Origin of the sequence: Streptomyces sp. NPDC053427, from assembly GCF_044544985.1 — a bacterium.
Taxonomy (GTDB): Bacteria; Actinomycetota; Actinomycetes; order Streptomycetales; family Streptomycetaceae; genus Streptomyces.
Genome location: NZ_JBITYA010000012.1, coordinates 294,939 through 320,645, shown reverse-complemented (window position 1 = coordinate 320,645; position 25,707 = coordinate 294,939). Strand labels below are relative to the sequence as shown.

Annotated in this window: 20 protein-coding genes; 7 read left to right on the top strand and 13 right to left on the bottom strand. The window is 69.6% G+C overall.

The window, feature by feature from the left end; translation table 11 throughout:
- The first annotated feature begins 209 nt into the window (after positions 1-209).
- Positions 210-2,261 (top strand): ATP-binding protein, encoded by a 2,052-nt coding sequence (locus ACIGWZ_RS31420; protein WP_400070094.1) that lies wholly within the window; start codon positions 210-212, stop codon positions 2,259-2,261.
- On the top strand, positions 2,258-3,592 hold the full coding sequence (locus ACIGWZ_RS31415) for an SUKH-4 family immunity protein (protein WP_400070093.1): 1,335 nt from the start codon (positions 2,258-2,260) through the stop codon (positions 3,590-3,592). The genes ACIGWZ_RS31420 and ACIGWZ_RS31415 overlap by 4 nt, the downstream gene beginning before the upstream one ends.
- A 288-nt stretch (positions 3,593-3,880) precedes the next feature.
- Here ACIGWZ_RS31415 and ACIGWZ_RS31410 read toward each other — a convergent pair whose 3' ends face one another.
- Positions 3,881-4,180 carry a hypothetical protein gene (locus ACIGWZ_RS31410; RefSeq protein WP_400070092.1) on the bottom strand — a complete coding sequence of 100 codons (300 nt, stop codon included), beginning with the start codon at positions 4,178-4,180 and terminating at the stop codon, positions 3,881-3,883.
- Between the two features lie 290 nt (positions 4,181-4,470).
- Between ACIGWZ_RS31410 and ACIGWZ_RS31405 the strand changes: the two genes are divergently transcribed.
- Both ACIGWZ_RS31405 and ACIGWZ_RS31400 read left to right on the top strand, forming a co-directional pair.
- Positions 4,471-4,800 (top strand): WXG100 family type VII secretion target, encoded by a 330-nt coding sequence (locus ACIGWZ_RS31405; RefSeq protein WP_400070091.1) that lies wholly within the window; start codon positions 4,471-4,473, stop codon positions 4,798-4,800.
- Between the two features lie 131 nt (positions 4,801-4,931).
- On the top strand, positions 4,932-5,996 hold the full coding sequence (locus tag ACIGWZ_RS31400; protein ID WP_400070090.1) for a PE-PGRS family protein: 1,065 nt from the start codon (positions 4,932-4,934) through the stop codon (positions 5,994-5,996).
- A gap of 146 nt (positions 5,997-6,142) precedes the next feature.
- On the opposite strand, the gene ACIGWZ_RS31395 is transcribed toward ACIGWZ_RS31400, so the two are convergent.
- From ACIGWZ_RS31395 to ACIGWZ_RS31365, 7 genes are all read right to left on the bottom strand, one after another.
- On the bottom strand, positions 6,143-7,489 hold the full coding sequence (locus ACIGWZ_RS31395) for a S8 family serine peptidase (RefSeq protein ID WP_400070089.1): 1,347 nt from the start codon (positions 7,487-7,489) through the stop codon (positions 6,143-6,145).
- Between the two features lie 96 nt (positions 7,490-7,585).
- Positions 7,586-9,226: a WXG100 family type VII secretion target gene (locus ACIGWZ_RS31390; RefSeq protein ID WP_400070088.1), complete on the bottom strand. Its 1,641-nt coding sequence runs from the start codon at positions 9,224-9,226 to the stop codon at positions 7,586-7,588.
- A 68-nt stretch (positions 9,227-9,294) separates the two neighbouring features.
- Positions 9,295-9,603 carry a hypothetical protein gene (locus ACIGWZ_RS31385; protein ID WP_400070087.1) on the bottom strand — a complete coding sequence of 103 codons (309 nt, stop codon included), beginning with the start codon at positions 9,601-9,603 and terminating at the stop codon, positions 9,295-9,297.
- 2 nt (positions 9,604-9,605) lie between these two features.
- Positions 9,606-10,814 (bottom strand): type VII secretion-associated serine protease mycosin, encoded by a 1,209-nt coding sequence (mycP, locus tag ACIGWZ_RS31380; RefSeq protein ID WP_400070086.1) that lies wholly within the window; start codon positions 10,812-10,814, stop codon positions 9,606-9,608.
- 282 nt (positions 10,815-11,096) lie between these two features.
- Positions 11,097-11,390, bottom strand: coding sequence for a WXG100 family type VII secretion target (locus tag ACIGWZ_RS31375; RefSeq protein WP_400070085.1), 294 nt, complete (start codon positions 11,388-11,390; stop codon positions 11,097-11,099).
- 107 nt (positions 11,391-11,497) lie between these two features.
- Positions 11,498-11,821: a WXG100 family type VII secretion target gene (locus ACIGWZ_RS31370; protein ID WP_400070084.1), complete on the bottom strand. Its 324-nt coding sequence runs from the start codon at positions 11,819-11,821 to the stop codon at positions 11,498-11,500.
- Positions 11,822-12,119: 298 nt separating this feature from the next.
- The gene (locus ACIGWZ_RS31365) at positions 12,120-13,781 is read right to left on the bottom strand and encodes a type VII secretion protein EccB (RefSeq protein ID WP_400070083.1); all 1,662 of its coding nucleotides are present in this window, start codon (positions 13,779-13,781) and stop codon (positions 12,120-12,122) included.
- A 344-nt stretch (positions 13,782-14,125) separates the two neighbouring features.
- Between ACIGWZ_RS31365 and eccE the strand changes: the two genes are divergently transcribed.
- The 3 genes from eccE to ACIGWZ_RS31350 all read left to right on the top strand — a co-directional run bounded on the left by eccE (position 14,126) and on the right by ACIGWZ_RS31350 (position 19,234).
- A complete protein-coding gene (gene eccE, locus ACIGWZ_RS31360) occupies positions 14,126-15,355 on the top strand; it encodes a type VII secretion protein EccE (RefSeq protein ID WP_400070082.1) in 1,230 nt (409 codons plus the stop codon).
- Positions 15,355-16,194, top strand: coding sequence for a hypothetical protein (locus tag ACIGWZ_RS31355; RefSeq protein WP_400070081.1), 840 nt, complete (start codon positions 15,355-15,357; stop codon positions 16,192-16,194). The genes eccE and ACIGWZ_RS31355 overlap by 1 nt, the downstream gene beginning before the upstream one ends.
- A gap of 334 nt (positions 16,195-16,528) precedes the next feature.
- Positions 16,529-19,234, top strand: a complete 2,706-nt coding sequence (locus ACIGWZ_RS31350; RefSeq protein ID WP_400070080.1) for an SCO5717 family growth-regulating ATPase — start codon at positions 16,529-16,531, stop codon at positions 19,232-19,234.
- Positions 19,235-19,419: 185 nt separating this feature from the next.
- On the opposite strand, the gene ACIGWZ_RS31345 is transcribed toward ACIGWZ_RS31350, so the two are convergent.
- The 5 genes from ACIGWZ_RS31345 to infB form a co-directional block, all read right to left on the bottom strand.
- Positions 19,420-20,367: a bifunctional riboflavin kinase/FAD synthetase gene (locus ACIGWZ_RS31345; protein WP_400070079.1), complete on the bottom strand. Its 948-nt coding sequence runs from the start codon at positions 20,365-20,367 to the stop codon at positions 19,420-19,422.
- A gap of 286 nt (positions 20,368-20,653) precedes the next feature.
- Positions 20,654-21,580 carry a tRNA pseudouridine(55) synthase TruB gene (truB, locus tag ACIGWZ_RS31340; protein WP_400070078.1) on the bottom strand — a complete coding sequence of 309 codons (927 nt, stop codon included), beginning with the start codon at positions 21,578-21,580 and terminating at the stop codon, positions 20,654-20,656.
- A complete protein-coding gene (gene rbfA, locus ACIGWZ_RS31335) occupies positions 21,577-22,032 on the bottom strand; it encodes a 30S ribosome-binding factor RbfA (protein ID WP_400070077.1) in 456 nt (151 codons plus the stop codon). Before rbfA ends, truB begins: the two co-directional genes overlap by 4 nt.
- Positions 22,033-22,096: 64 nt before the next feature.
- On the bottom strand, positions 22,097-22,390 hold the full coding sequence (locus ACIGWZ_RS31330; RefSeq protein WP_400070076.1) for a DUF503 domain-containing protein: 294 nt from the start codon (positions 22,388-22,390) through the stop codon (positions 22,097-22,099).
- Positions 22,391-22,531: 141 nt separating this feature from the next.
- The gene (infB, locus tag ACIGWZ_RS31325; RefSeq protein WP_400070075.1) at positions 22,532-25,663 is read right to left on the bottom strand and encodes a translation initiation factor IF-2; all 3,132 of its coding nucleotides are present in this window, start codon (positions 25,661-25,663) and stop codon (positions 22,532-22,534) included.
- Positions 25,664-25,707: the final 44 nt, after the last annotated feature.

Here is a 25,707-nt window from a genome sequence, read left to right as displayed (position 1 = left end):
CGCGCGCAGCGACCGCAATTTCTCCACAAACGGCAACCTGTGTCACACGTCGTCACACACCCCCCACCTGCCCCGGCCTCGATGTTCCGGTTACGGAACAGCCGGGCCCCGGCGGCTCGGCACAGGCACGCCGGATCATAAGATCGACCAGATAAAGACGCAGGAATCCACGTGAGTGGAGGGCGGGATCGATGGGGGACGAGGAAGTCATGAGCGCCGCAGCAGAAGGCAGTGCCACACGGCCCGTGTACGAGCCGCATCCGTTCATCGGCGGGCGCACCGCCGCGCTCCGCGCGCTCGCGGCCTGGCGCATGCGGTGGCCCGGTGCGCCCCGTGTCATCGTGCTCACCGGAAGCCAGGGCAGCGGCCGTTCGCGGCTGGTCACCGGCTTCCTGATGCTGTGCGAGCCCGAGTACCGCAAGACGCTGCCGCTGGACGACATGGACCCGGCGACCGTCCCCCCGGACCTCCCGCCGCCCGCCGTGCCGAGCCCCGCGCTGCGTACCGCCGGCCAGCTGCAATGGCTGATCGCGGACCACTTCGGGCTGCGGGCCACCCGCACCGACGAGATCTTCACCGAACTCGCCGCGCTGGAGGAGCCGGTCACGATCGTGGTGCCGGACGTCGATGCGGCCGGTCCGGTACGCGCGACGGGCGAGCCGGCCCGGGTGGTACGGGACGTCCTCAAGCCGCTCGCGGCCACCGAAACGGTTCAGCTGCTCGCCGACGTACCGCGCGAGCTGGCCGCCGAGCTGGCCGGTGCGCTGCCGCGCGGACAGGTGCAGGTCATCGACCTCGACGAGCCCGAGTGGGCCGACCCCGAGGGGCTGCTCCTGCACGCCGAGACCGCGCTCGACCCCGGCGTCGGGGCGCCCGAGCTCCCGTACACCAGCGACCCGGACGCCCGCCGGGCGCTCGCCGCGGCGATGGCGCGGCGCGCGGGCACCAACCGGCTGACCCTGCAGCTCGCCGTGCAGTCGCTGCTCATGCAGCCCGAGGGCTTCGACCCGGCCGACGAGTCCCAGCTGCCCGCCGACGTCGGCGAGGCGCTGGACCTGCACGCCCGCCGCCTGGGCGCCGATCCCCGGACGCTGCGGCTGATCCTGGCGCCGCTGGCGTTCGCCGAGGGCGAGGGGCTGCCCGTCGAGCTGTTGGGCCTGCTGTCCGGCGCCATCGCCGGACGGGACATGAGCCAGGACCTCGCGGACGGCATGCTGCTGGCCGCGCCGTTCATCGAGCCGGTCGAGGTGGCCGACGAGCCGGACGAGGACGGGACGGACGCGACCGCGGAGGGCGGCAGCCGCCGTACGCTGCTGCGCCTGATGCACCCCGGTGTCGCCGAGGAGATCCGCGCCGGTCTGCCCGACGTCCGCGAGGCCCAGACCGAGATCGCCATGGCGCTGCTCGAGGCGGTGCCCGAGCAGAACTGGGCCAAGGCCGATCCCTACATCCGCGACCACCTCGCGGCGCACACCCTCGAGGCCGGTCTGCTGCCCCGGCTGTTCACCGACCCGGGCCTCTTCGCGCACGCCGACCCGGTGACGCTGCGGGCCGCCGTGGAGTCCGTACCGCTGGAGGAGCTGGACGCGCCGGCCCGTACGTATCTGCGGACCGCGCCCCTGCTCACCCGCTCCCAGGCACCGGCCGACGTGCGGGCGGCGCTGCTGGAGACCGCGTTCGTCGAGGACGGGCTGGCCCCGTACGCGGACGCGCTGCACGCCCTCGGCTTCGCCCTGCCGTGGCGCACGCTGTGGAGCGTGCCGCTCGCCGGGGTGGGCGCGGTGCGGACGGGGTACCTGCCGGGCGACGAGGCCGACGGGTCCGTTCCCCGCCAGGTGGCGGCCTTCCTCGTACCGGAGGGCACGCCCGGCTCCCGTACCGCGCAGGGAGCCGACGGCGGCCCCGCCATGCTCATCCACGACCTGCTGCAGCCGGAGTACGTCGACGCCGCCCCGGAGCAGGTGCTGCGGCCTTCGGAAGCGACGCTGGAGGCGGCTCCGTTCGGCATCAGCCGGGGCTCCGACTATCTGCGGGTGTGGGAGCGGCAGAGCCGGGAGGTGGTGGCCGCGCTGATCTCCGACGTCCCGTTCACCGGCGCCGATCTGTCGCCGGACGGCGTCCTCGTCGTCGCCACGGAGCGCGGGGTGACCGCCCGTCAGATCCTCGCGCCCGTCCCCGCGGCGCCCCCGGCCGTGCCGGCCCAGCGCACCGACAGCACCGACCCGGACGCTTCTCACGGCCTCGAAGGAGACCACTCGTGATCACCCAGGCGCAGGCACACGCCACCGCCGCCCGCTGGCTCAACCCCGAGGGACATCAGGGTCCGCCCCGCGAAGTGGCCATGCAGGAGTTCGACCTCGGCTGGGTGGTGTGGGCCGTGCCGCCGCCCCCGGAGGTCGACCCGGAGACCGGGCAGCGGCGCCCGCCCGCCGACGTCGGCGCCGCCTGCGGCGTCGTCGACCGCGCGTCCGGTGAGCTGACGGTCTGGCCGTCCGTACCGGTCGAGGAGGTCGTGCGGATGTACCAGCACAAGCACGGCGCCGGTGCGGCCTCGGGCGCGGCGGCCCCCGCCGACCGGCCGCCGGTCACCGGCCCCGGCAACACCGCCGTCGCCACCTACAACGACCCGGCCACCGGCGAGGAGACCAGCCTCGCCCAGGTCTCGGGCCCCGGCCTGCCGCCCGCCGAGTACCAGCTGTCGGCCGAGCTCCAGCGGCTCGGCGTGCGCGGCGAGGACGTCCGGGCGGTGCACACCGACCTGCGCCCCGCGCTGCTGCCCGGCGGCTACCCGGGCGACTTCATCTTCCGCGCCTTCCCCAACGCCCAGTTCTCCTGCACCGAGGGCTACGGCATGCGGCCCGAGGAACGCGCCGAGGGCATCGCCGGACTGCTGCGGCACGTCGAGATGATGCACCAGGTCATGGGGCAGCAGGCGCCTCCGCGGCCGCACCGGCTGCCGGTACCGGAAGGCGTCGAGGCCGCGCCGGCGATGCGCGATGTGGCGCTCGGCAAGCACCTCGCGGAGGTCTTCGGCCCCCAGGGTGTCATCCGTCCGGACGCCGACGACATCGCCCCCACCCAGCTCCCCGAGGCCACGAAGAAGACGCTGACCTGGGCCGGACTGCCGGTCGAGGTGCCGTACTTCTTCACCGCCGACCGGGCCGATGCCCCGCCCGCCGGTGGCCTGTTCACCGACGTCGCCGGCTACCTCCGCCAGACCGGCACGGAGGCCCGCGAGGAAACCCTCGAAACCCTCTCCGGCTACGTCCGGTTCGGCTCCGACGGCCTCTACACCATGGCCGTGCAGTGCGTCGCGCCCGAACAGAACCAGGGCCTGATCGGCACCGTCTGGGCGGTCCAGCCCACCTCCGGCGGCGGCCGCTTCACCAACCGCACCCTCAGCGCCTACCTGCGCTGCCTCGCCCTGCTGTCGACCACCCGCCGGCAGATGCAGGGCATGGACCCGCACGCGGCGGGCACGGCGGTGGCCGCCTTCCAGGAGCAGATCGCGGCGATCGACTCATGGGCGCTGGACGACGAGGGCAACTGGTGGTCGCTGATCATCGAGCAGATGTGGCACGGGCTGTTCTGAGGCGGTGACATGAGGGGGCGGGCGTCGCCCTCCGGGGCGGGTCCGTCCGCGGCGGGTCCGTCCGCCGCCTCGCCCGCCTGCTCCTCGCGTCGGCTTCTCCCGCCCGTACGCGGGGCGTTGGGCCGTGGCCGGGCTCGGTGCGCGGACGGGCTTCGTGCGCGTACGGGCCGGACCGCCGTCGCGTACGGGCCTGAGCCACCGTCGGAGGGCCCGGAAACGGTAAGCAGCCCGCCGACCGCTGACCGCTGCGAGTCCCTCCACCAGGGGCGGGAGCCGGGCCAGCTGGCCTCAGGGCAGCAGCAACCAGTCCGCCGCCAGGGCCGCCGCCAGGCCGATGCCCAGCAGCCAGGTCCCCAGCCGGGTACGCCCGTTCCGGCTCAGCTCGATCACCACGCCACAGAGCACCAGCGCGGCTCCATAGACCCCGACCACCAGCACCGAGTGGCGAGACGCCAGGCGTATCACGAGCACCAGCGCCATCGCGCCCATCAGGACCGAAGCCACGACGATGCGTATTCGTCTGGCCTGGCGGGGAGTCAGCCCAGTGGGATCGTCGGGAACTGACTGCTCATTGCCGGTTGCTTCCATGAGCGGAAATGCTACGGGAACGGAGATCACCCGCGCCCCCGATCCGCGGGCACCTCTCCCGCACACACCATTGCGCCCCCTTCCCCTCCCTCGACGCCCTCTCCGCGACGCCCGGAACAGCTCAGCTCAAGCTCGGAACTGAGCCTCCATCAGGCTGCCGCTATGACCGGTCGTTTGGGCGCTCACCGCAGTGCCCCCGCCTTGACATGCCAACACCCGGATCGCCTAATGTAGAGCCGTTAAAAAAGTGTCAAGTACAGCGCATGACACAGTGAATACGGGGGCAACGGGTGGCAGGCAAGGCATTTGACGTCGATCCGGACGTACTGAAGACGCAGGGCAATGCATTCGTCCACATCGGCAACGATTTCTCCAAAGCGGCGAAGAAGCTGAAGGACGACGTAGGAGACGTCAAAGAGGCATTCGACGGCTGCGACTTCGGCGAAATCTTCATCACGTTCTACGAGCCCATCTCGAAGGGCATGTTCGAGTCGATGGAGTCCCTGGGCGAACGCATCGAGGGCATCGGCGACAAGCTCGAGGCCATTGCCCAGAAGTACGCCGAATCCGACGAGCAGGGCATCCACACCATCAGCGCCGTGGGCCGGCCGCAGATCTGACGTTCACCCGGCCCCGCGTGGAGACCGAGCTCGCAGCCTGAGCCGGCCCCGCCTGCCTCGCCACCTCTTCAGCACCACCACGCCACCTGAATTCAGTCACAACTGCACGGGGGACAATCACTGTGTCACTGATGCTGCCGGACGCACTCGTCGAGGTCCTGAGCCTCATCGGCTACGACTGGCCGAACGCCGACGAGGACAAGCTCTTCGAATGCGCCTCCACTTGGCGCACGTTCGCCGAACAGTGCAATCAGACGCTGGCCGACGGCTCGTCGGCGGCCAATGAAGTCACCGGCTCCAACTCGGGCGAGGCCATCGAGGGCTTCTCCAAGGAATGGGGCGGCTTCGCCGGCAGTGGCGACAGCGGCGACCACTACCTCCGTGACGCCGCCGTGGCGGCCGAGGTAATCGCCGCCGCCTTCGACGCGGCCGCCCTCGCCGTCATCGCGGGCAAGATCGCGGTCATCGTCCAGCTCGTCGCGCTAGCCATCGAACTCATCGCGGCACAGGCGGCCGCGCCCTTCACCCTCGGCCTCTCCGAACTGGGTGCGGCAGGCGCCACGCAGGCGACCCGGGTGATCATCCGGCAGATCCTGGACAAGCTCAAGCGCGAGGTCATGCAGGCGGCGACCAAGGCGGCGGAGCACGCCACCATGGACGCCATCAAGAACATGGCCAAGAAGGCGGTTTCCAAGGAAGCTCGCCAGATGGCCATGAACTACATCAAGACCACGGTCAAGGACGAGGTCAAGCAGAAGGTCGTCGAGGCGGGCAAGGACTTCGTCAGGGAAGAAGTCGTCCAGGGCGCCAAGGATAAGGCCGTGGAAGCCGGCCAGGAAATGGCGGCGAACGTCGCCGAACAGGGCATCGAGAGCCACTTCGGCGCCCGCGACGGAATCGACTGGGGCGAAACCGCCGACATCGCCAAGGAAAAGGCCGGCGAATACGTCGACGATGTCAAGGAAGGCGCCCAGAACTACGTGGACGGCGTCACCAGCCTGGCCGACCCCCAAACCTGGGCGGACCGCGCCAAGGCCGACGCCGCCAACGCCGCGGAGCACCACACCAACCGCGGCCTGGACGCCGCCCAACGCCACGTCGACCGCCACACCGGCGGCGCCGCCACCCGCCACCAGGACGTCACCGACGAGGGCCGCAACGTCGTCACGGACCACGTCCGCTCGGTCTTCGGCTGACCGCACAATCCTTTGATGCCCTCGTCTTCTTCGTGGATGGACCACGAAGAAGACGAGGGCATCAAGGCGCTGGGCTCAACGCACTGAGGTCCGCAGCCTTCGTTCCGGCTGCGGACCCCAATTCCGTCTTTCGCTGCGACTAGGCCTTACTGGCCCGGCGGCTGCGTGGGCGGCGCCGGCGGATACGAACCGGGCGCACCACCGGGCGGCTGCTGAAATGCGCCAGGCTGCTGCTGATAGGGACCGGGCTGCTGCGGCATGAATCCGGGACCGCCAGGACCGCCATAGCCACCGGGGCCACCCGGCGGCGGGCCGTTGCGGCCCTTCTTCTTCTGCATCACCACAACGATGACAATGATCGCGACAACGAAGAGAACACCAGCGGCAATACCGACAATGGCCCCGGTACCGAGCCCACTGTCCTTCTTCTCACTTGCCTGGTCACCGCCCGATGCGCCGGGAGCGGTTGCTCCACCGGTGCCAGCGGACGGGTCCTTCTTCGGAGTCTTCAGCGGGCCGTTCTTGGAACCAGCCGGGATATCCTGCGTCAACGCGCTGTACGGACGGATGAAACCGTACCCATACTGCGGATCGGGCAGCTGGAGCTTCTTGCCCTTGGGGAGAGCAGCCGTCTTGACGAGGCGATTGGCGATCTGACCGGCGGTGAGGTCAGGGAACTTCGAACGCAGGAGTGCTGCGGCAGCTGAAACATAGGCCGTGGAGTCAGACGTACCATCAGCCAGCCGATAGGGGTAGTCCGACCTCTCCGCAGAAGCAGACGTGATCTTTACACCGGGAGCTGTAACCATCATCTGGCTACCCGAGTTGGACTTCGACCAGATTTCCCCGTTTTTGTCCACAGCCCCCACGGTGACGACTCCGGGGAATGAAGCCAAGGGTCCTAGCTCGGTCTTCCCGTCGTTCCCTGCCCCCGCTACAACCAGGACATCCTTCTTGATCGCGTAGGTCAGCGCTTCCTTTTCATTATCGAAGAGGGACGTAGGTTCAATCGACAAGTTGATGATTGATGCACCCTGATCGACTGCGTACCTAATCCAATCACCAAGGTCGGTACTTCCGTCTCCCTGTCCGAAATCTGGCCTCCCAACGGGAAGGATCTTTGCATCCGGCGCTAGGCCCATCACGCCATCGGAACTGCCTGCACCATGCCCATGCCCGGCGATGAGTGACGCCATCCCAGTTCCGTGATCATTTTTGCTCTCCTGATCACCACGCCCACCATCAATGAAACTCTTCCCCGGAAGCACATTCCCTTTCAGGTCCGGATGGTTGCCGTAGATGGGATCATCGATTACCGCGACCGTGACGCCCTTGCCCGTCGATTCCTTCCATACGCTCTCAGCGTCAAACGCCTTCAGCGGCCATTGAGCGTCCCTGATCTCGTCTGCCAAAGCGGTCGGGGCGGCGCCGAAGAGCAGTGCTCCCGCCACCACCGCGCCGCCCACCGCACGCAGCGTTCGCGTGAAGCTCATGCCGTACACCTCTCCCTAACACGGTGGGGCCCGCAACCCGAAGACTGCGGGCCCCACTTCGATTCCGCCGATCACTTGATCTTGGCTGACAGGTCCCTACTCGATGACCTTGGGCGCCACATTACGCTCCTTGGTCCAGGTCTCCTCATCCTCGACCAGGTAGTCAGGACGCTGCCCGTTCTCTCCCTTGTTGTCCTTACCCTTGCCTCCGTGGGCCCCAGGTGCACCAGCCATCCCCGCCGGACGGCGACCGCCAGTCACACCCTTCTGCGTGCCGCCACGGCTGCGGTGCAGGCCGGATCCGCCCTGCCCGCCGACTCCGGACTTGCCGCCCTTGCCCCCGACGACACCGCCCTTCTGCCGTGCCAGGGCACCGCCGCCGCCAGCGCCCTTGGCTCCGGCCCCCTTGCCTGCGCCTGCGCCAGCGCCACCAGCCATGCCTGGCATACCGGCACGGCCGCCGCCCCGCGCACCCGCTCCGACGCCGCCCCGGGCACCCGCTCCGGCGCCGCCACCACCACGACCGGCGGCGCCACCTCCGACCATGCCTGGCATGCCTGGCATGCCGCCGCCACCGATGCCCGAGGTTGAACCTCCGCCGACACCAGAGCCAGAAAGACCGCCAGTGCCTACGCCGCCACCGGCACCGCCGCCGATTCCGCCGCCGATTCCGCCGCCGCCAGTCCCAAGTCCACCTGAGAAGCCGTCAAGTCCCGTCCCAACGTGAGGCACGGGGCTCTTGGGGATGCTGCCGATTCCGCCGTCGATTCCGCCCGGACGTGGCGGTTCCATCGGCTGCGGAGTCGTGTATCCGCCGCCCTTCATGCCCGGGATCTTCGGTACGGTTGCACCGCCCTTTGGGCCGGAACCAGGCGGGACGAATGGGGTAATTCCCCCAATATCCCCACCGCCGTCAGTGTTGTCTGGCCGCCTGATTCGACCATCGTCATCAATCCCACCGACGCCCCGCAAGGCCTTCGACCCGGCCCGATACGTCGTCGCCAGCTGCTCCATGTAGTGACCAGCCAACAGCGAAGCCTGCTTGTCAGGATCGATGTTGCCTGCGTTCCTCTGAGCAGCTTCCCCAATAGTCATGTTCGGGTTCTTGAGGTCAGCCTTCAGGCCCGAGTCATCGCGCCCGCCGGTGAAGAAGCCCACGACACCACCGACCACCGTGCCGGCCCCTGGGCCGCCGGCGAGGGTTCCGACTGCTGAGCCCTTGACAACAGACTTCGCCGAGTCCCCGATTTTGTCTCCGAGGTCATCCAACCAGTCAGGCTCTTCGATAGCTTCGACGGCTGTCTTCGCTGCCCCGAGGTTCTCGCTGATCTGGTGCAGGACGTGGCCGGTGACGTGCGGGTAAGACGCAAGGTTCCCGAAGTCGTCGCTGATCCCTTGTGCCGTCTTGGCGAACTGATCAGCAGAGGGACCATGCCAGGTTTTCAGGACCTTCGTCACTGCATCATCGAACTGCTTCTTGATGCCGGTGTGCCAGTCCTCGCCGACGAGGGAGACGCGGACCTTCTTCCAGCCCTCGGCGACGTTACCTACTTCGCCCGGGTTGGACCCTGCCACCATCGCCTTGAGATCGCCGAGCTCCTTTTCAGTGAACTGCGGGCGACTCTGGAGGATTGCGGGACCTTGTTCTTGGGCCTCACCCGACCCCTTGGCCGGCGTCGTGCTTGTCTTCGGCACATGAACTTGTCCCGGCTTGAAATCAGTTTCCTTCGATGCCATCTGCTGTCCCCCACTCCATCATCGAACATGTCCCATCTGTCACCTGCGATCCGCCGGGTGATGTCACTTCACTTCATGGTGTTGTCTGCTTCCGCGTCCTGGTACGCGTCCCTGACCTTGGCCGACTTCTTCCCGAACGTATCGACGAGGCCCTCGACCCTTTTCATCATCTTGTTGATGTCGGCCTTCACCTTCGTGTGAGCGCCATAGAGCTCGCTCACCTCGGTGAAGTTGTCTCCCAGGGACCCCTTCGGCAGGTAGGTGCTGCTCTCGGCCGTGCTCGTCTCGTCGCCCATCTGCTTGAGGACCTTGTTGAGATCCCTTACGACGTCTTCCAAGGCGTCCAGATCGACGCCGTACTCACCTTTGCCACCCATGATTAAGCCTCCCCGTGTGTGCTGAAACCAGTTTTACGTCGCCAGTCGCGCAGCGCGACGGCAGAGCCAACTACCGTGCCGACGGCCAGGAGTGCGCCGCCGACAATGTAGATGGCGAAGCGGATGCGCCGGTCCGTCGGGCTTTCGCCGATGGTGAGAGCGGCTGCTTGCACTCTCATGCCGGCGGATGAGTCGTCGTTCTTGTCCGGCTGTGGGGGCTCGGTGGGCCGGCTCATGTCGTTGAGGGCCGCTACCGGGTCGACGACGCCCCAGCCGATGAACTTGTCGGGACCCTTCTTCACGCGCTCCGCGGTCTGCTCGAGGTGCCAGATGACTTCCCTCGGCTTCCACCGGCCGTCGTGGTCGTTCTTGTGCTTCGCTATGAGGAGGGCCGCGGCTCCCGCGGCATAGGGTGAGGCGAAGCTGGTGCCCTGGTCGACGCAGTTGCCGCCCTGGGGGACGGTGGAGACCATGTTGACGCCCGGAGCGGCGATATTGACCCAGTCCCCGGACTGGGAGAACGGCGCGCGCTCGTTGTTGCGGTCCGAGGCGGCCACGGCCAGGACGTTGTCGTACTTCTTGGAATAGGCGGCCGGCCACATCTGCTTTTCTCCGCCGTTGGAACCGCCGTTGCCTGCCGAAGCGACGATCAGGACGTCTTTGCTCCGCGCGAAGGCAACCGCGGCCTCAAGGGTGGGCAATTCCTCCGGCTTGGCGTCGGTGCCCTGCGAGATGTTGATGACGTCGACCTTCTCGCTGACGGCCTTGTGGATGGCCATGGAGAGACTCTCGGCCGTGCCGGGCTTTTCCTTGTCCGTGTTCTTGAACGGGATGATCTTCGCATCGGGCGCGAGGCCGAAGAAGCCGGAGCTGCGCTTTGGGCGGGCGGCGATGATGCCTGCCACCTTGGTGCCATGGCCGACCTGGTCGATGGTCGGCTTACCGCCGCCGCCCACCTTGTCTCCTACGAAGGACTGACCGCCGGAACCGATCACGGGCTTGAGCTGACTGTTGACCATGTCGACGCCGGTGTCGATGACGGCGACCTTGACGCCCTGGCCCTTCATACGGTGGGCCCACATCTGCTCGGTCAGGAGGCGCTGGAGAGACCAGGGGGTCTCTTTGATGTCATTGGTGCCGAACTTGCAATCGCCGCTGTTGAGCGACGTGTTGTCGTCCGCAACCGCCGGTGCGGCAAAGAATCCGGACATGCCGACGACGCACACCGCAGTGGCCAGTGCGCCCGCGGCTCGGCGTCGGTGCCCGGCTCGGTGACCAATGGTGCGAGATCCCACGGGTTGTCTGCTCTCCATGTGCGGGGTGACGGGCGGAGGGAAAGGAAGCGGAGGAGGCGAGTGTGCGGAGGAGCCGTGGGGGCGGCTGGACGGCAGAAGGGCGAGCGCACTGATGCAGCGCGCCCGCCCTCATTGACCACTGTGCGAGCCGTCGGGGCTGCTCAGCCGTAGGCCATCCGTACCTTCGCCGACGCGAGGTCAGCCCGCCCAGATACCGGCGTTCTTGTGCTCGGTGCTCTGGTAGTTCTGAGCGGCCTGGTCCAGCGCCTTGGCGATGGCCTCGAGCGTCGAGTGCAGAGAAGCGGCGCGCTGGTCCCACTCGCGCTGGCGGGCCTGGTAGCCCTCCTGCGCGGCACCTTCCCAGCTCGCGGCGATCTTCTTGACGCCCGCCTCGAGGTCGTCGAGCTGCTGGCGGATGTTGTTGGCCGTACCGCGCACGTCGGAACTGGCCTGCTGGATCGTCGCAAAATTAACGAGGATCTGGCCTGACATGGTGTCTCCTCAGAGGTTGATGGTGCCTGGTCGAATCGCATACCGCAGAGGCTCACCGGCCGTACCGCGGCGAGGTCGGCGCGCCACCGGAAGCGGCGCGGGCCTCATCATCCGAACGGCGAGGCCGAGGCGGAGATGTGCGTGATCGACTGCGCCTGCTCCTCTTCGGAGGCGGAGTAGTTCTTCGTGGTCGAGTCGATCGCTTCCTTGATCTCAGCCAGGAGCTGGTTGAGACGGTTGGCGTCGTCGTTCACCTGCGACTGCAGCTGGTTGTACGAGGAGGCCGCAGCACCCTTCCACCCGGACGTGATGGTGTCGACGACCGTGTTCAGGCGCCCGATCTCGCTCTGGATCGACTGGTTGACCGAGGAGATCTTGCCGCTGAACGCGACCATCTCCTCCTCAGTGGTTGTGTACTGCTGACCAGCCATAGTCAACGTCCCCCATGAGACTTGTACGTCGTGCCGAGCCGCGCCGTCGCCGGCGCCTGCGCGGTAGGCGTCGCCTGCTGACGCCCTCGACCACTTTAACCACTCCACACGTCTGTTCCCAACAGAGGGTGGATAGTTGTGACGGGATCACAACATTGTCAACTCCCCCTCAGCGAGGGGTCGTTCGGTAGAATCGGACGGATATGGCCGTTTAAGGCGGTATCGGACACTCGAGGGGTGGGTCCGGCGAAGGCCGCGCCGGCGCCCTGCGGGGGTCACCGACGCGGCCTTCGGCAGGTCACGACGACTGCAGCTTCTCCGCCGCGTGGACCTCCAGGGACGGACCCTCGGAGAGCAGATTGGACCAGGCCGTCAGGATGTCCGGCGGGTGCGTCCCCTTGTAGCCGAGTCGGAGCATCGACTTGCCCTGCTCCTCCTTGTCGTTGCCGGCCTTGCCCTTGCTGTCGTTGTTGTTCGGGACGTTGTAGCGCAGGCCGGTGTCGGTGATCAGGAACGTGCTGCCGGACGACGCGGTCGGGTTGGAAACCGCCCGGTACAGCAGCCCACTGCCGGGGGTGACGTACGTGCTGGAACCGGACGCGATCTTGGCCGGGTAGTCCGTGCCGACCCAGGTCGCCATGTTCGGCACGCCCTTGGGGTAGCCGAGGGCTTCCGCACCCGCGTACTTGGAGTTGGTGCCCAGGTAGGCGCTGCAGGACACGCCCTTGTCCGTGGCCGAGCCCAGACCGCTGTCCTGCGCCGGCTTCTCGAAGTTGTTGGCCATCTCGAGGTCCTGCGTCGGCCACGGGTTGGGCACCTTGCTGCCTTCGGCGATCGTGCCCATGAACTCCTTGACCTGCCCGGTTTCGGGGTCGTCCTCCAGCTTGTGGAAAGACGCCGTGGCCAGGCTCTTGACCTCCAGCTGGTTGCTGGTGCCGGTGACCTTCCTCGCGTTCGGCCCCAGGGTCAGGAGCTTCGCGATGAAGTCCGACACCTTCTCGACGCCGTGCTGGGTCACGACGTACTTCTGAGACGTCGAACCGTCCTGGACGACATTGCCGACCTTGTTGTTCGCCTGCGGCAGGTCGTCGTTGTTGAGCTGTTGGCCCGCGCCGGGGATGCTCGGCATGAAGATCGAGTACTGGCCGTCGATCAGCGTGTCCAGCCACTCCTGGGTGACCGGCTGCGGAGTCTGGTCACCGAAGATGATGCGGCGGATGTCGCGGTCGGCAGCCGCCTTCGACATGCCGTCCGGCGGCTGCTGCCGTCCGCCCAGCGTGGAGTCGAACGTGAACTTGATGCCGTACTGGTCGACCAGGTAGCGCACCCCGTCGGGGCCCTCGACGTAGAGCGCCTTGTGGAGGTCGACCCGGCCCTTGTCCAGGTCTTCGATGACCTTCTTGTCCTTGCCCGAGAGGAGGAAGACGGCCTGCTGGGGCTTGCTGCCCACGCCGCTGCCGGGGCGGTTGCACACCGCCCAGGTCTTCGCCTTGTCCACATCGGACTTGCCCGGCAGCCGGTCGGGCGCGTACGGGATGCCGACGGCCGGGCCGTGCGCGATCTTGCTGTCCAGCTCGGACTCCTTGACCTGCACGATGTTGAACTTGTCGGGGTCAAGGAGCAACTTGGCGGACGCCAGGTTCAGGATGGGGTGGAGCATTTTCTGGTCGTTGCCATCGGCGTCCGGGTGCTTCAGGACGACATAGCGAGTGGTGGAGTCGGCGCCGACGACGACATTTGCCTCCGGCGTATCCCACCCCTGCGGCGCAACGGGCTTGATAATGCCGCACGCTCCGAATCCCACAAGGATCAGGACGCTCACCACGATGCCGGGCACCACCGCCTTCAGCGGTTTGGGGGCGCTCTCGATCGACCCATTCGGTAGCGGCTTCAAAAATGACGCATTCGTACGCTTTCGCGCAAATGAATACGCATTCAGCTCGTCCCGACGTGATGCCATTGCTACTTTCTCTCCCCGCCTGTCGGATCCACCAACGACCGCCCCCGGCACTCACGCCGTAGCGCCCTCTACTATGCCGTGTGTCGATCGACCCGTACCGTACGGGTGCCACCTTCCAACGCACCAGTCTCAGCGGCGGCGATACGCCTAGAGGCCACACCACCAGTAGAGGAGCAGGCCGGGGGATGTCCAGCGCCACCAGGGCTCGACGCCGCAACGGGCGGCAACAGCAGCAACAGCCGTCCGCTGCACCGCAATCCGCGGGAAATGCTGGCCAAAACGGCACAGCTCGGGGCAATAGAGGAAATCGCGGCCGGGGTTCGGCGCCTCGTCCGTCCGGCCCGGTGTCGCCGCGCTTGCGTCAACAGGCCGGGAATATCGGCGGTGTTCGGGTCCAGCAGCTGGCCATTGTCGAAATCGCCGCCGCGCTGGTATTGGTGGGCCTGTCGATCCACCATCCGGTCGCGCTGGTTGTGGCCGTCGTGCTGGCGGCCGTTCTGATCGTCTTCGCGCTCGGCCGGCGCCGCAAGATTCCGCTGCCGGAGTGGATCACGACCGTGCGCGCCATGAAGCGCCGCGGCAAGGACAACGTGACCGCCCTCGCCGCCACGCAGGGCGTCGACCCGGCGATCGCCCCGGTCGTGGAGTGCGAACCGGCGCTGCGGACCTACGAGTACACGACGGACGCGGATCAGCGCGCCATCGGCTTCGTCGGTGACGGGACGTTCCTGACCGCGCTGGTCCAGGTGGACGCCCGCGACGAGCCGCTGCGGCCGCAGCGCGGCAGCCACATGATGCCCCTCGATGTGCTGCACACCGCGCTCGACGTGGAGGACATCCACCTGGAGTCGGTGCAGTTCGTGCAGTACACCCAGCCGGCGCCGGCGCCGCATCTGCCCGAACAGGCCGTCGCGGCACGGTCGTACGCGCCGCTGCAGGCGCAGTCGCAGACGCCCGCCGTGCAGCTGACCTGGATCGCCCTCAAGCTGGATCCGGAGCTGTGCCACGAGGCCATCGAGGCCCGCGGCGGCGGCCTGGAGGGCACCCAGCGCTCGCTGCTGCGCGCCGCCGACCAGCTCGTCAGCCGGCTCACCGCGCACGGCGTACGGGCCAAGGTGCTCGCCGAGCGCGAGGTCGTGGCCGCGATCGGCACCGCGGTGTGCGTCAGCCCGCGGGCCGCCAACGGCGCGATGGGGCGGGACGGCCGCGCGGCGCGTCGCACCCAGGAGACGACGCGGGCGATGCGCTGCGACGACCGCTGGCACTCCACGTACTGGATCGGCCGGTGGCCCCAGCTGGGCCCGGGCGGCGCGCCGTTGGCGGCCGTCACCCAGCTGCTGACCAGCACCAGGGCGATGGCCAGCACGTTCTCGCTGACCGCCACGCACGGCGGCGGCCGCGCCCCGGCGATCTCCGGTTACGTCCGGCTGTCGACCCGCAGCGAGAACGAACTGTCCGCGGCCCAGGATGAGTTGGAGCGCCGTTCCGGCTCGGTGAAGGTCGGCCTCGTACGGCTCGACCGCGAGCAGCTGCCCGGCCTGCTGGCCACGCTTCCCCTCGGAGGTACCCGCTGATGGCCACTCCCACCTATCAGCCCCGCGTCAATGTCCAGGGCAACGGCTGGCGCAACCCGCCGGTCGGCGCCGACCCCGGCCGCCGCCTCAACCACCAGCCCCGGCCGGAAGAGGAGGAGTCGGGCCCGACCGGTCCGAAGCCGAGGCCCGGTTTCGGACTCCGCGGTCCGCGTCGCAACCCGCACGTCCTGACGGCCGAATCGCTCGGCTCGCTGACCCTGCCGGTCGGCGACGACGGCGTGGTCATCGGCATCGACCCGCAGAACCAGCCCGCCGTGCTCAGCCTGCTGCGCCCCGCGCCGCTGGACATCGCGCTGGTCGGCAGCATGTGGATGACGCAGGTGCTGGCGCTGCGTACGGTCGCCACCGGGGCCCGGGTCGCGGTGGAGACCGCGCGGCCGCAGGCCTGGGGCCAGATGGCGCAGGCCGCGGGCGGCGGACAGCAGTGTGTGTCGATCCATGAGGTGCGCCAGATCGCGCCACAGGGACCGTCGGTTTCCAGCCCCGTCCTGGTGGTCCGTGACATGGGTGCGCGGCCGCCGCGCAATCAGCTCGCACCCAGCCCCTGGCAGTCGGTCCTGACCGTGCTGCCGTTCCTGGGGCCGCGGTCGCCGCAGATGCTCGCCCGCGTCGATCTGGTCGGTCTGCAGCGTCTGTCCCCCGAAGAGGCGGAAGTTGTGACGCGAATCATGCGGCTGCCCGAGCAGGTCGGCGCGGTGCTGCCGACGCTCAGCGACAACGCCATGCTGTGGTGCTCGCGCGACGGGCACCAGTTCGTCATGACCCAGCCGACGGAGGCGGAGACCAACCTGCTCGGCGGGCCGCGCCGGATGGACTGACCGCAGCCGCGGGCCGGTTGTGCGCGCCGCGCACGTGCCACCGGCCGAGGTCACTCTCACGGGCGCATCCACGGGTGCGCCCGTAAGCGTGCCGACGGGGCTGGAAGACGACATGACATCGACTGCCGATATGGGCCGACTCTTGATTAGGCTGTGTTGAGAGCGCAGATGCGCATCGGGACGGCAGTGCACGACGGCAGTCGACAGGGGGATGGAGACAAGCAGTGTTGGCGCAGCCCCGGGTGGTGCGTTCCGACGTCCGTTACATCCGATCGATCCGCCTGTATCCGGTCCTGCCGTTCAGGTGCGTTGCAGCAGTAGACCAGGAGGCACAGTGAGGGACCAGGAGGCTTTCCGTCCGGACGGGAACGATCCTGACGATGACCAGTCCGAGTTCGACCTGACCGGCGAATTCAAGATCGATTTCGCCGCCCCGGACTGGTATGCGAGCAACGACACCATGGGAGGCGGTACGAGTGCCGCCCCCGCGCAGCCTCCCGCTGCCACGCCTGCGCCCGCACCCGTCACTCCGCCCCATGGAGCAGCGCCGCCCGTCGGACAGCCGCTCCAGGGTCCCGCTCAGGGCGCGCCCGGTATGCCGCCGCAGGGCATGCCCGCCCAGAATGCGCCGGCGCCGATGACCCCGCCCGCGGAGGCCGCGCCGCCCGGGTTCCCGATGCTGCGCCCCAACGACGCCGGCGACGCACCGGTCGCTCAGACTCCCCCGCAGGCGCCCGCCGAGCCGGTGGCGCCGCTCGCGAAGGAGCCGGAGGCCGCGACACCGGCGCCGTCCGGTGGTTCCGGCGACCCCAATATCCGTTCCGGCAGCGGTGTCGATCCCTCGGCCTCGCTCTGGGACGACGACGATGACGACGACGAGCCGGCGGAGGAGGCCGCTCCGGCGGCCGAGCCCGAGGCGTCGGCGCCGCAGCCGGAGGCCACCGGGGGCGGTGCCGCGGCCGCCGCTCCGGCACCGCAGGCGCCCGAGCAGCCCGCACCGGCCGAGGCCCAGGCCGCGGTGCCCGCACAGGGCCAGCCGCAGCAGGGCGTCCCGCAGCAGGCGCAGGCCCAGCCGCAGCCCCAGCAGGACGTCGCACAGCAGGCGATGCCCCAGCAGGGCGTCCCGCAGCAGGTGGCGCCGCAGGGCGCTCCCCAGCAGGGCGTACCGCAGCAGGGCGCTCCCTGGGGTGCCGCCCCGGACGGTCAGCAGCAGGCCGGACTGCCGCCGCTGCCGCCGGAGTTCCCGCCCGCGGACCCGCGTGCGGCCCAGGCACAGCCCCAGGCCGCCCAGCCCCAGCAGCAGGCGCCGCAGCAGCACGCCCCGCAGGCCCAGCCGCAGCCCCAGCAGCAGGCTCCCGCCCAGCCCCAGCAGGCGCAGCCTCAGCCGCAGCCCCAGGCCGGGTACCAGCAGCAGCCGCAGCAGGCCTACCCGCAGCAGGCCCAGCCCGGCCAGCCGCAGCCCGCCTACGGCTATCCGCAGCCCGCGTACGGCTACCCCCAGCAGGCCCAGCAGCCGCCGCAGCAGCAACACCCCAACGCGGCCGCGCAGCAGGGTGCTTACGGCTACCCGCAGCAGGGCGTCCAGGGCTACCCCCAGCAGGGCCAGCAGGCGGCTCCCGGGTACGACCAGCAGCAGGCCCAGGCTCAGCAGGCAGCGCAGGCCGCCCAGCAAGCGGCCCAGGCGCAGCAGGCAGCCCAGGCCCAGCAGGCTCAGCAGGCGGCCCAGGCCCAGCAGGCTCAGCAACAGCAGGCCCAGCCGTTCCCCGGTCAGCAGGCCGCCGACCCGAACGCCGCGGCGAACTACGCCCAGTACTCCCAGCCGGGCCAGCAGCAGCCGCAGCAGCGGGCCGCTCCGGGCGCGCCGCTCGGCTACAGCGCCGCCGTCGAGCTCACCTCCGACCGGCTGCTGCGCAACCAGCCCAAGAAGCGCAAGCCGGGTGCCAATGCGCAGCCGTCGAAGTTCAAGCTGGGCGCGAAGAAGGAAGAGGCCGAGCGCCAGGCGAAGTTGGCGCTGATCCGTACGCCGGTGATGTCCTGCTACCGGATCGCGGTGATCAGCCTCAAGGGTGGCGTCGGCAAGACCACGACGACCACGGCCCTGGGCTCCACCCTCGCCTCCGAGCGCCAGGACAAGATCCTGGCGATCGACGCCAACCCCGACGCCGGCACGCTCGGCCGACGGGTCCGCCGCGAGACCGGCGCGACCATCCGTGACCTGGTGCACGCGATCCCGCATCTGCACAGCTACATGGACATCCGCCGGTTCACCTCGCAGGCCCCCTCCGGCCTGGAGATCCTCGCCAACGACGTCGACCCGGCCGTTTCGACGACCTTCAACGACGACGACTACCGGCGCGCGATCGACATCCTCGGCAAGCAGTACCCGATCATCCTCACCGACTCGGGTACGGGTCTGCTCTACAGCGCGATGCGCGGAGTCCTCGATCTCGCCGACCAGTTGATCATCATCTCCACGCCGTCCGTGGACGGCGCGAGCAGCGCCAGTACGACCCTGGACTGGCTCTCCGCGCACGGCTACGCCGACCTGGTGCAGCGCGGTATCACGGTCATCTCCGGTGTCCGCGAGACCGGCAAGATGATCAAGATCGATGACATCGTGTCGCACTTCGAGACCCGGTGCCGCGGTGTGGTCGTCGTCCCCTTCGACGAGCATCTCGCCGCCGGTGCCGAGGTCGACCTCGACATGATGCGGCCCAAGACCCGCGAGGCGTACTTCAACCTCTCCGCCCTGGTGGCCGAGGACTTCGCGCGGCAGCAGCAGGCGCAGGGGATGTATCCCCAGCAGCAGCAGATGGGCGCCGACCCGCACGCCCAACAGCAGCAGCAGTACCAGCAGCAGTACCCCCAGCAGGGCCAGCCCGCCCAGCCGCCCGCCGGCTACCCGCCGCAGCAGGGCGGCTGGACCCAGCAGCCCGCGCAGCAGCAGCAACCGCCGGCCGGCTGGCAGCAGCAACAGCCCGCTCCGGATGCGCCGCTGCCGGACGGGGGCGGATGGACGCAGCAGCCGCCCCCGCAGTGAGCGGGGCTTAGCGCAGTAAGGGCGGGGTCCACCCTGAGGGTGGACCCCGCCCTTCTGTCTCCCGTGTGTTCGGCGTCGCGCTGCCCGGCGTCCGGCGGCCAAGTCCCGTCCTGGACGGGACCGTTCCCGTCAGGAGCGTCGACTCCGGCCGTTCCCCGGTCGTCCGTCCCGCGTGCGCGTCCCGCTCAGGACGCCGCCTCGATCAGCCCCCGCGCCTGCTTCACATCGATCGCCATCCGCTCCAGCAGGGCGTCGAGGGTGTCGAACTTCTCCTGGCCGCGGATATAGGCGAGGAAGTCCACGGCGACGTGCAGGCCGTACAGATCCAGGCCGACGCGGTCGATGGCGTACGCCTCGACCGTGCGGATCTTGCCGTCGAACTGCGGGTTGGTGCCGACCGAGATCGCCGCCGGCATCGCCTCGCCCTCGACGTGCAGCAGGCCCGCGTAGACGCCGTCGGCCGGGATCGCGGTGTGCGGCAGGGTCTCCACGTTGGCCGTCGGGAAGCCCATCTCGCGGCCGCGCTGGGCGCCGCGTACGACGATGCCCTCGACGCGGTGCGGACGCCCCAGGACCTCCGTCGCGCCCACCATGTCGCCCTCGGCGACCAGGCGGCGGGTGAGGGTGGAGGAGAACGCCTCGCCGCCGCCCGCCGCACCGCGCTCGAAGAGGTCGATGACCTCCACGGTGTAGTCGTAGGTGGCGCCGAGTTCGGCGAGGGTGGCGACCGTGCCGCTCGCCTTGTGCCCGAAGCGGAAGTTGGGGCCCTCGACGACGACCTGGGCGTGCAGCTTGTCGACCAGGACCTTGGCCACGAAGTCGGCCGGTGCCAGCTTCGAGAATTCCTTGGTGAACGGCAGGATCAGCACGGCGTCCACGCCCAGTTCGGCCATCAGCTCCGCGCGCCGGTGGTGCGGCGCGAGCAGCGGCGGGTGGGTGCCGGGCCGTACGACCTCGCTCGGATGCGGGTCGAAGGTGACGACCACCGCGGGAATGCCCAGCTCACGGGCGCGCGCCACGGCCTTCCCAATGATCAATTGGTGGCCGCGGTGCACACCGTCGTACGAGCCGATGGTGACGACGCTGCGTCCCCAACCCTCGGGGATGTCCTCCAAGCCACGCCAGCGCTGCACTGTGCCCGCTCCTCGCCCGTACCCTTGTCCGTCCACTGCGCCATGTCGGCATGGCGCAGGTCTAAGACTGCCATGCCGGGGGCGGCGCGTTGCGCGAAGGGTGCCCCGCCGGCGACCGGAATCGGGATTGGTGGCGCGGACGGCCCGGCGGAGCGGGACGCGGGCGCCCTCCGGACCCGCCGCATCCCCCACAAAAGGTGCACGGTCGGCCCGCCGAAACCACCGAGGGCCGGTTCCGACGCGCAGGTCACGCGCCGGAACCGGCCCTCGGCGAGTGCCGTCCGCGTCAGCAGAAGACGGCCAGGCTCTTCGCCTTCCCGCCCTGGTTCTCCACCAGCGCAAGGAACGTGCCGTCCGGCCCGAACGCCGCCACCGGGCCGCTGCCCTCGAACCGCGGGATCGGGATCCGCGCGCCGTTCATGAGCAGCCGCGCCTGCGGCTCGGCGACGTCCCAGCGGATGAACGCCGCGGCGGCCGCCTCACCGATCGGCATGACCGGCAGCCCGGGGCCCTCGGTGTCGTCCACCGCCGCCTGCAGCTGCTCCAGGGTGCGCGCCCGGTCCAGCTTGTACGGGCCCACCCGGGTGCGGCGCAGCGCCGTCAGATGGCCGCCGACGCCGAGCCCGTCGCCCAGGTCGCGGGCCAGCGCGCGGATGTACGTACCGGACGAGCACTCCACGGAGACCAGCAGATCGGTCACCGGGGTGCCGTCCTCGGCCTCCGTCTCCGTCGCCGAATACACCACGAACGAGGAGACGGTCACCGGCCGGGCCGGGATCTCCACGTCCTCGCCGTCCCGGACCCGCGAGTACGACCGCTTGCCGTCGATCTTGATGGCGCTGACCTTGGACGGCACCTGCATGATCGCCCCGGACAGCTCCGCGACACCCGCGTCGATGTCCTCGCGGGCGATGCCGTGCGCCGCCTTCGACGCCGTGATCTCGCCCTCGGCATCGTCCGTGACGGTCGCCTGGCCGAGCCGGATCGTGCCGACGTACTCCTTCTCCGTCAGCGCGAGGTGGCCGAGGAGCTTGGTGGCCCGCTCGATGCCGAGGACGAGCACGCCCGTGGCCATCGGGTCGAGCGTGCCGGCGTGCCCGACCCGGCGGGTGCGGGCCATGCCGCGCATCTTCGCCACGACGTCGTGCGAAGTGAAGCCGGCCGGCTTGTCGACGATGACCAGGCCGCCCGGCTTGTTGCTCTCACGCTTCATTCTGCCGCTCGGCCCTCGTCGTCCTCGTCCTCGCCCGGCTTGCGGTACGGGTCGGCCTCGCCGGCGTACTGGGCGCCCGAGGACACCTCGCGCACCTTGGCGTCCGAGGCCCGCGCCTTGTCCAGGAGGTCCTCGATCGTCTTGGCGTTTTCCGGCAGCGCGTCCGCCACGAACGCCAGGGTCGGCGTGAACTTCGTGCCGGCCGCCGCGCCGACCGCGGAGCGCAGGATGCCCTTGGCGCTCTCCAGGCCGGCGGCCGCGCTGGCACGGTCCTCGTCGTCCCCGTAGACCGTGTAGAAGACCGTCGCCTCCCGCAGGTCGCCGGTGACCCGGGTGTCCGTGATGGTCACATGCGTACCGAGCCGCGGGTCCTTGATACCGCGCTGCAGCTTCTGGGCGACCACCTCCCGGATGAGGTCCGCCAGCTTCTTCGCCCGCGCATTGTCGGCCACTGGTCCGTCTCCTTCTTGTCTTCCACAATTGTGCTTCCACCGGCGGCGACCTGCCCGGTCGGGGTCAGTCGTCGTCGCCGTGCAGCCGTCGGCGCACCGACAGCAGCTCCACTTCGGGCCGCGCGGCGACCAGGCGCTCGCAGCGGTCCATGACATCGGTGAGATGCCCGGCGTCCCCGGACACCACCGCCAGGCCGATCAGGGCCCTGCGGTGCAGATCCTGGTCCCCGACCTCCGCGACGCTCACCGCGAACTTGCGGTGCAGCTCGGCGACGATCGGACGGACGACGGAGCGCTTCTCCTTCAGCGACCGTACGTCGCCGAGAAGCAGGTCAAAGGACAGCGTCCCTACGTACATGCAAGACGGGTCAAGCCACCCGTGGGGCCTTAGGTGTACGAGTCCCTGGAACCGTACGAGTCCTTGGAACCGTACACGCAACGGCCGGGGCCGATCGACGGAATTTCCTCCGCCGACCGGCCCCGGCTACGCACTGCGTGATCAGCCGCGCGGCTTCTCGCGCATCTCGTACGTCGCGATGACGTCGTCGATCTTGATGTCGTTGAAGTTTCCGAGGTTGATACCGCCCTCGAAGCCTTCGCGGATCTCGGTGACGTCGTCCTTGAAGCGGCGCAGACCCTGGATGTTGAGGTCCTCCGCGACCACCTTGCCGTCGCGGATGAGGCGCGCCTTGGTGTTGCGCTTGACCTCGCCGGAGCGGATGAGCACACCGGCGATGTTGCCGAGCTTGGACGAGCGGAAGATCTCGCGGATCTCCGCGGTACCGAGCTCGACCTCCTCGTACTCCGGCTTGAGCATGCCCTTGAGGGCCGCCTCGATCTCCTCGATCGCCTGGTAGATGACCGAGTAGTACCGGACGTCGACGCCCTCGCGGTCGGCCATCTGCGTGGCACGCCCTTCGGCGCGCACGTTGAAGCCGATGACGATCGCGTCGGAGCCGGACGCCAGGTTGATGTCGGACTCCGTGACCGCACCGACGCCGCGGTGCAGCACGCGGATGTCGACCTCTTCGCCGACGTCGAGCTGGAGCAGCGAGGACTCGAGAGCCTCCACCGAACCGGACGCGTCGCCCTTGATGATGAGGTTGAGCTGCTGCACCTCGCCGGCCTTGAGCACCTTGTCGAGGTCCTCGAGGGACACCCGGCGGGTGCGCTTGGCGAACGCGGCGTTGCGCTCACGAGCGGCGCGCTTCTCGGCGATCTGGCGGGCCGTACGGTCCTCGTCGACCACCAGGAAGTTGTCGCCGGCACCCGGGACGTTGGTCAGACCCAGGACCAGGACGGGGGTCGAGGGACCCGCTTCCTCGACGTGGTTGCCCTTGTCGTCGAGCATCGCCCGGACGCGGCCGTAGGCGTCGCCGACGACCATCGTCTCGCCGACGCGCAGCGTGCCGCGCTGGACCAGGACGGTCGCCACGGCGCCACGGCCACGGTCGAGGTGGGCCTCGATCGCGATGCCCTGCGCGTCCTGCTCCGCGTTGGCGCGCAGGTCGAGCGAGGCGTCCGCGGTCAGGACCACGGCCTCGAGCAGCTGGTCGATGTTCAGACCCTCACGGGCGGAGATGTCGACGAACATCGTGTCGCCGCCGTACTCCTCGGCCACCAGACCGAACTCGGTGAGCTGGCCGCGCACCTTGGTCGGGTCGGCGCCCTCGACGTCGATCTTGTTGACCGCGACCACGATCGGCACGTCGGCCGCCTTGGCGTGGTTCAGCGCCTCGATCGTCTGCGGCATGACACCGTCGTTGGCCGCCACCACGAGGATCGCGATGTCGGTCGACTTGGCACCACGGGCACGCATGGCGGTGAACGCCTCGTGACCCGGGGTGTCGATGAAGGTGATCCGACGCTCTTCGTCGTTGACCTCGGTCGCGACCTGGTAGGCACCGATGTGCTGGGTGATGCCGCCGGCCTCGCCCGCGATGACGTTCGTCTTGCGGATCGCGTCGAGCAGCCGGGTCTTACCGTGGTCGACGTGACCCATGACGGTCACCACCGGCGGACGGGAGACGAGCATCTCCTCGCCGCCCTCGTTCTCGCCGAACTCGATGTCGAAGGACTCGAGCAGCTCGCGGTCCTCCTCCTCCGGGCTGACGATCTCGACGACGTAGTTCATCTCGTCGGCGAGCAGCTGGAGCGTCTCGTCGGAGACGGACTGGGTCGCGGTGACCATCTCGCCCAGGTTCAGCATGACCTGGACCAGCGACGCCGGGTTGGCGTTGATCTTCTCCGCGAAGTCCGTCAGCGAGGCACCGCGCGACAGGCGAACCGTCGCACCGTTGCCGCGCGGCAGCATGATGCCGCCGACCGACGGGGCCTGCATGGCCTCGTACTCCTGACGCCTCTGCCGCTTCGACTTGCGGCCACGACGGGCCGGACCGCCGGGACGGCCGAAGGCGCCCTGCGTGCCACCACGGCCACCGGGACCGCCGGGACGACCGGCAAAGCCCGGACGACCGCCGCCGAAGCCGCCGCCGCCACCGGGACCGCCGCCACCGGGACGACCGGCGAAACCGCCGCCGCCACCCGGACGACCGCCGCCGCCACCGCCGCCGGGACGACCGGCGAAGCCGCCGCCGCCACCGGGACGACCGCCGCCGCCGGGACGACCGGCACCGCCGGGACCGCGACCGCCGCCGCCACCGGGACCCGGACGCGGGCCGGCAGCCGGACGCTGCGGCATCATGCCCGGGTTCGGGCGGTTACCGCCGCCGCCGGGACGCGGGGCGCCACCAGGAGCGGCACCCTGCGGACGGGGCATGCCACCGGGGGTCGGACGAGCGCCGCCCTGACCCTGGGGACGGGGAGCACCCTGGCCGCCGCCCTGCGGACGCGGGCCACCGGGACCCCCCTGGCCACCGGGACGCGGGGCGCCGCCGGGACGAGGGGCCTGCGGACGGGCCATGCCCGTGGAGCCACCGGAGGTGAAGGGGTTGTTGCCCGGACGGGGTCCGGACGGACGGGCACCGCCGGGGCGGCTGCCCTGGCGGTCGCCACCGGGACGCGGCGCGCCGCCACGGCCCTGACCACCCTGTGCGGGCGCCGGACGGGCCGGACGCGGGCCGGGGGTGGCACCGGGACGGGGAGCCGACGAGCCGGCGGCGGGAGCGGCCGGCGCGGACGGCGGAGCCTGGAACTCGGGCTGCGCGGGGGCGGCCGGAGCGGGCTTGGGTGCCGCGGCCTTCGGGGCCGGCGCGGGGCGCGGACCCGGCGTCGGGCCGGCGGCGGGAGTGCTCTTGGGTGCCACGGGGGTCACCGGCGCCTCGGGGGCGGCCGGGGCCGGAGCCGCGGGGCCCGGCTTGGGGGCGCCCGGCTTCGGGGCAGCGGGACGTTCCCCGGCTGCCTTGGCGGCAGGGGAGGTGCCCCCGGCCTGCGCCGGAGAGGGCGCCGACGGCTTCGCGGGGGCCGACTTGCGCGGCGCCGCGGGCTTCCCGGCGGCGCGGCCGCTGCCGCTGCCTGCCTGGAATGCGTCGGTCAGCTTGCGAACAACCGGCGCCTCGATCGTCGAGGACGCCGAACGGACGAATTCACCAAGTTCTTGGAGCTTGGCCATGACGACCTTGCTCTCAACACCGAACTCCTTGGCGAGTTCGTATACCCGGACCTTAGCCACTTCGCTCCTTCTAGGTCCGGGTTGTCTACCGGACCGTCGCTACT